4 protein-coding genes and 1 pseudogene are annotated in these 6466 nt (G+C 63.0%); all 5 read left to right on the top strand.

Annotation, left to right across the window (positions count from 1 at the left end; genetic code table 11):
- Positions 1 to 123: 123 nt before the first annotated feature.
- Positions 124 to 1647: pseudogene (narH, locus tag PHS32_RS23720) on the top strand (nitrate reductase subunit beta).
- 138 nt (positions 1648 to 1785) lie between these two features.
- The gene (gene narJ, locus PHS32_RS23715; RefSeq protein ID WP_301081989.1) at positions 1786 to 2508 is read left to right on the top strand and encodes a nitrate reductase molybdenum cofactor assembly chaperone; all 723 of its coding nucleotides are present in this window, start codon (positions 1786 to 1788) and stop codon (positions 2506 to 2508) included.
- Complete coding sequence (narI, locus tag PHS32_RS23710; RefSeq protein ID WP_301081987.1) at positions 2505 to 3239, top strand: respiratory nitrate reductase subunit gamma; 735 nt, start codon at positions 2505 to 2507, stop codon at positions 3237 to 3239. The genes narJ and narI overlap by 4 nt, the downstream gene beginning before the upstream one ends.
- Positions 3240 to 3262: 23 nt before the next feature.
- Positions 3263 to 4054 (top strand): peptidylprolyl isomerase, encoded by a 792-nt coding sequence (locus tag PHS32_RS23705; RefSeq protein WP_301081985.1) that lies wholly within the window; start codon positions 3263 to 3265, stop codon positions 4052 to 4054.
- Between the two features lie 274 nt (positions 4055 to 4328).
- On the top strand, positions 4329 to 6466 hold a 2138-nt coding region (locus PHS32_RS23700), incomplete at its 3' end, for an adenosylcobalamin-dependent ribonucleoside-diphosphate reductase (protein ID WP_301081983.1).

Genomic DNA, 6466 nt, shown 5'->3' with positions numbered 1-6466 from the left:
ATCCAGTTTCTCCTTTCGTTTGCTTGGCGGCTCACGATTGGTAGTTTCTGCGATGGACACCTACGTATATGTCAAACTCCTACTGCCACCCCGGCAAAGCCGGGGGATCTCCCATTTGATTAGATGAAAATCCGCGCCCAAATCGGCATGGTGCTGAACCTGGACAAGTGCATCGGTTGTCACACCTGTTCGGTCACCTGCAAAAACGTCTGGACCAGCCGGCCCGGCATGGAGTACGCCTGGTTCAACAACGTCGAAACCAAGCCCGGCATCGGCTACCCCAAGGAGTGGGAGAACCAGGACAAATGGAATGGCGGTTGGGTACGCTAGGCCACCGGCAAGATCGAGCCGCGCCAGGGCGCCAAGTGGAAGCTGCTGATGCGCATCTTCGCCAACCCCAACCTGCCGCAGATCGACGACTACTACGAACCCTTCACCTTCGATTACGCGCATTTGCAATCGGCACCCGAATCGAAAGCGGTACCTACGGCGCGCGCGCGCAGCCTGATCACCGGTCAGCGCATGGAGAAGATCGTTTGGGGTCCCAACTGGGAAGAAATCCTGGGCGGCGAATTCTCCAAGCGCGGCAAAGACAAGAACTTCGACGATATTCAGAAGGACATTTACGGCCAGTTCGAAAACACTTTCATGATGTACCTGCCGCGCTTGTGCGAGCACTGCCTGAACCCGGCTTGCGTCGCCAGTTGCCCGTCGGGCTCGATCTACAAGCGCGAGGAAGACGGCATCGTGCTGATCGACCAGGACAAATGCCGCGGCTGGCGCATGTGCGTGAGCGCCTGCCCTTACAAGAAAATTTACTACAACTGGAAGTCCGGCAAGGCCGAGAAGTGCATCTTCTGCTACCCCCGGATCGAGGCCGGTCAGCCCACCGTGTGTTCTGAAACCTGCGTCGGCCGCATTCGCTACCTGGGCGTGCTGCTGTACGACGCCGACCGCATCGAAGCCGCCGCCAGCGTCGAGCAGGACCGGGATTTGTACCAGGCGCAACTGGACATTTTTCTGGACCCCAACGACCCCAAGGTGATTGAGCAGGCGCGGCTGGACGGCATACCGGAAAACTGGCTGGAAGCAGCTCGCAAGAGTCCGGTCTACAAGATGGCAGTCGACTGGAAAGTGGCGCTGCCGCTGCACCCCGAGTACCGCACCCTGCCCATGGTCTGGTACGTGCCGCCACTGTCGCCCATCAGCGCGGCGGCCAACGCCGGCCAGATCGGCGTCAACGGCGAGATTCCGGACGTCAAGCAACTGCGCATCCCGGTCAAGTACCTGGCCAACCTGCTGACCGCGGGCGACACGCAGCCGGTGGAACGCGCCCTGGAGCGCATGCTGGCGATGCGGGCCTACCAGCGCGAGAAACATGTCGACGGGCGCATCAACACGGCCGCCCTGGACCAGGTGCACATGAGCCAGGCCGAGGTGGAAGAGATGTACCAGGTGATGGCCATCGCCAACTACGAAGACCGTTTCGTGATTCCCAGCACGCACCGCGAATATGCCGAGAACACTTTTGACGTGCGCGGCGGCTGCGGCTTCTCGTTCGGCAATGGCTGTTCCGACGGCGCGAGCGAAACCAGTCTGTTCGGCAGCAGCAAACGTCGCACCATCCCGATCAAGGCGGGAGTCTAGATATGGCACACCCCCAGGCTGCGCGCACTTCGTGTCGCTCCGCCACCCCCCTTGCAGGGGGCAACACCGGCGGCCCGGCAAAGCCGGTTCCGCGGTGTTCCTGGCTTGAATACCCGTTTTGCTCCGAAGGCACGTTTTATGAAGCTGTTTGACAACGACCCCATACCGGCATCGCAAACCCTCAAGGTGTTTGCGCACCTGCTCTCCTATCCCGATGCGAGACGGCGTGCGCATCTGGACGAAATGCAGCAGGTCCTGCACACCGAAGCAGCGTTATCTGTCAGCCGAAGGGCCGAGTTGGATGCGTTGATTGGCACCCTCAAGCGCCTCGATCCACTGGAAACCGAGAGCGCCTATGTCGAACTGTTCGACCGCGGTCATGCCACCTCCTTGCATTTGTTCGAGCATGTACATGGCGACTCTCGGGATCGTGGCCCGGCCATGATAGACCTGACCCAGACTTATGAGAAGGCCGGGCTCTTTCTGGCGCCGGGTGAGTTGCCGGACTACCTGCCGGTGGTGCTGGAGTTCGTTTCGACACAGCCGCCGCGCGAAGCACGCGCCTTCCTCGGCGAGATGGCGCACATCTTCAACGCCATCTTCAATGCCCTGCAACAGCGCCAGAGCGCCTACGCCAGCGTGCTGGGCGCGCTGCTGGAACTCAGCGGCGGACGAGCGCACGCCGTCAAGGTCGTGCCCGACGAGGCGATCGACACCAGTTGGGAAGAGCCAGTGGTGTTTGACGGCTACTCGATCAAGGGTCAGGCCAAGCCAGGCCAGGCGCAACCGATTCACTTTGTCAAGAACGATGCGGCGCGCAGTAACGCGGGCGCCGCCGCACCAGCTGGAGTCGCACCATGAATGCACTGGACCATTTCCTGTTTGGCCTGTATCCCTACGTCTGCCTGACGGTCTTCTTTCTGGGCAGCCTGATCCGCTTCGAGCGCGACCAGTACACCTGGAAAAGCGACTCCTCGCAGTTGCTCAAGGCCGGGCAATTGCGCTGGGGCAGCAACCTGTTTCACGTCGGCATCCTGTTCCTGTTCTTTGGCCACTTCGCCGGGCTGCTGACACCGCACTTTGTTTATGAACATTTCGTCAGTGCCGCCGACAAGCAACGGATGGCCATGATCACGGGCGGCACGGCCGGCCTGCTGGGCTTCATCGGTGCCAGTCTGCTGCTGCACCGGCGCCTGGCCGAACCGCGCATCCGCATCAACTCAAAGACCAGCGACATCGTGCTGCTGATCCTGCTCTGGCTGCAGTTCGCGTTGGGCCTGGCCACGGTGCCGGTTTCCGGGCAACATCTGGACGGCGGCATGATGCTGCTGCTGGGCGAGTGGGCGCAGCGCATCGTGACCTTGCGCAGCGGCGCGCCGGAACTGCTGGCCGAAGTCGGCTGGATCTTCAAGGCCCACATGCTGCTGGGCATGAGCCTCTTCCTGATCTTTCCGTTTACCCGGTTGGTCCATGTCTGGAGCGGTTTTGGCACGGTTGCCTACCTGTTCCGGCCCTACCAGGTGGTCCGCGCACGCCGCCTGAACGTGCCGGCCGGCCACAACCAGCCGCGCCGTCCGGATGCCCGCGTTTAACTGCCCGCGTTGAAGGATTCATCATGCAAAACAATACGCTCCTCAAGCCCGAAATTGCCAGCGTCAATGGTGTGGCCCTCCATGCCGGCGGCGACACGCTGGACGACTGCGAGCTGCGCCAGCGCGCTTGTTCCGAGTTGCTGCGACAGGCTGCCATCAGCGCAGGCCTGCTGTCTGCCAATGACGTTCCGGAGGCGGACGGCGTGCTCAGCGAGCCGGCTTGCGACGCCATCGAGTTGCTGATTGAGCAGCAACTGGCCATTCCACAGCCCTCGGAAGAGGCCTGCCGGCGTCATTACGCGGCCCACCGGGCCAGCTACAGCAGCGGCGAACGCGCCGAGCTGCGCCACATCCTGTTCGCCGTGACGCAAGGTGTTGACGTCGCTGCCTTGCGTCAGCGGGCCGAGGCCACGCTGCTGGAAGTGCGCTGTCATGACGGGAAAAATTCCGCGGCTATCTTTGCCAAGGCAGCCAGCACACTCTCCAATTGCCCCAGCGGCGCCGACGGCGGCCAGCTGGGCTGGCTCCGGGCGAGCGACTGCGCCCCAGAATTCGCCAGGGAGATTTTCGGACAAACTGAAGTAGGCGTGTTGCCGCGCCTGGTGCACAGCCGCTTTGGCCTGCACGTGGTGGAAGTGCTGCAACGCGAGCCGGGCGTGATACAAGCCTTCGAGGCGGTCCATGGCGCCGTCGCCATGGCCTTGCGGCAGAGCAGCTACGTGACGGCGTTGCGCCAGTATCTGAGTTTGCTGGCCGGTGCCGCCAGCGTGGTTGGGGTGGATCTTGAAGCGGCCGACACGCCGCTGCTGCAATAACCGGGCAGGGCACTGCTTGAGCCCGCGCCCGGCGCCTTGGCGCCGGCCTTGCCCCTGCGCGCCAGCCTGGTGCCGGCGGCGCCCGGAACAGCGTCAATCCGGTAAAACCACTAGATGTAGTTGAGCGTCAGTCTTGTAACACTACCGGTAGTGCCGAACGAGTACAATAATTTTTCGGGTCGACTTTGCATCACGGCAACAGCGCTCGAACAACAAGCCCCAACACTCGAACAACAGGCCCGGACATTTCAGCGTAGTCCTCAAGAAACAAGTCATGTCGCAAAAAACACCAGAACGAACAAAACCAGCCCAGGCGCTGGCTCCTCAGCAAATCAGCGAGGAAGTGCTGCTCGAAAAATACGGCAAAGGGACCGAAAAAACCATCCTGGACGTCAACCAGCGCGTGGCACACGCCTTGGCTGAAGTCGAGGCGCCGGAGCAGCGAAAGCAGTGGGAAGCCAAATTCCTGCAGGCCCTGCAAACGGGCTTCCTGCCGGCCGGCCGCATTCAGTCCGCCGCCGGCACCACCTTGTCGGCCACCTTGATCAACTGCTTTGTGCAGCCGGTGGGCGACTCCATCGCGCATATCGAAGACGGCCACCCCGGCATCTACACGGCGCTGACCGAAGCCGCCGAGACCATGCGCCGCGGCGGCGGCGTCGGCTATGACTTCTCGCGCATTCGACCGCATGGCGCCTGGGTCGGCAGCACGCAAAGCAGCGCCTCCGGGCCGGTGAGCTACATGCGTGTCTTCGATCGCTCCTGCGAAACGGTGGAATCGGCCGGCGCCCGGCGCGGCGCCCAAATGGGGGTCTTGCGCTGCGACCATCCGGACATCGAGGAATTCATCCACGCCAAGGACAAGGGCGACCTGAAGAACTTCAACATCTCGGTCGGTGTCACCGACGCTTTCATGGAGGCGGTGCAACAGAACGGCGAATTCGCCCTGGTCCATCGCGCCGAACCGGGCGTCGCCCAGAAGGCCGCGGGGGCCTACCAGTCGGTCGACAGCGGCTTGTGGATTTACCGCAAGTTGCAGGCGCGTGAACTGTGGGACCAGATCATGCGTTCCACCTACGACCATGCCGAGCCTGGCGTCCTGTTTCTGGACCACATCAACCGCGACAACAACCTGTCCTATTGCGAAACCATTGCCAGCACCAACCCGTGCGCGGAACAGCCGCTACCGCCCTACGGCTGCTGCTGCCTGGGCTCCATCAACCTGACCCGCTTCATCGTCAATCCGTTCGAGGAGACGGCGCACTTTGACAAAGCGGCTTTTGCCGAGGTGGCGCGGGTGGCGACCCGGATGCTGGACAACGTGCTGGACGTGACCGTCTGGCCGCTGCCGCAGCAGCAGGAAGAAGCCCGCAGCAAACGCCGCGTCGGCCTGGGCTTTACCGGACTGGGCGATGCGCTGGTGATGCTCAACCTGCGCTACGACACTGAGCAGGCGCGCGACATGGCGCGCCAGATTTCCGAATTGATGCGCGACACCGCCTATGAGGCCTCGGTCGAACTGGCGCGCGAGCGTGGCGCTTTCCCGCTGTTCAACGCCGACCTCTACCTCAGCGGCCAGAACTTTGCCTCGCGCCTGCCGGCCGCCTTGAAGGAGCGGGTGCGGGCCCACGGGCTGCGCAATTCGCACCTGCTCTCGATCGCGCCGACCGGCACCATCAGCCTGGCTTTTGCCGACAACGCCAGCAACGGCATCGAGCCGGCGTTCAGCTGGACCTACACGCGCAAGAAGCGCATGGTGGACGGCAGCTTCAAGGAATATGCGGTGGAGGATCACGCCTGGCGCCTGTACCGTCATCTGCGCGGCGAGAACGCGGCGCTGACGCCGGCTTTTGTCACGGCGCTGGAGATGAGCGCCCAGGCGCATGAATCCATGGTGGCCGCGGTGGCACCGTTCATAGACACCGCCATCTCCAAGACCGTCAACGTACCGGCCGATTACCCTTACGCCGATTTCCAACACCTGTACATGGAAGCCTGGCACTCCGGTTTGAAGGGCCTGGCCACCTACCGGCCCAACTCGGTCCTGGGCTCGGTGCTGAGCGTCACGCCCAGCGCCGTGTCGGGCACCACCGCACCGCTGCAAATCGAGGGCACCAATCACCGCTTGTCACTGGAGCGTCTGCCGGTGCCGGTGCTGTCTTCGCTGCGCTGGCCGAGCCGGCCCGAACTGCCCGGCGGCAACCCGGCCTGGACTTTCATGGTGCATCACCCGTTCGGCGACTTCGCCTTGTTTGTCGGCGAACTGGCACCCGAAGAGGGCGGCGCGCCGCAGCCGTTCGAAGTCTGGGTCAATGGCACCGAGCAGCCGCGCGGCTTGGGCGCACTGGCCAAGACGCTGTCCATGGACTTGCGCGCCAATGACCCGGCCTGGCTGGAGCTCAAGCTCGACGC

The organism is Rhodoferax sp. (assembly GCF_028714215.1).
Lineage (GTDB): Bacteria > Pseudomonadota > Gammaproteobacteria > Burkholderiales > Burkholderiaceae_C > Rhodoferax.
Note: the sequence above shows the minus strand (reverse complement) of the source record. Positions and strands in the feature narration are given on the sequence as shown.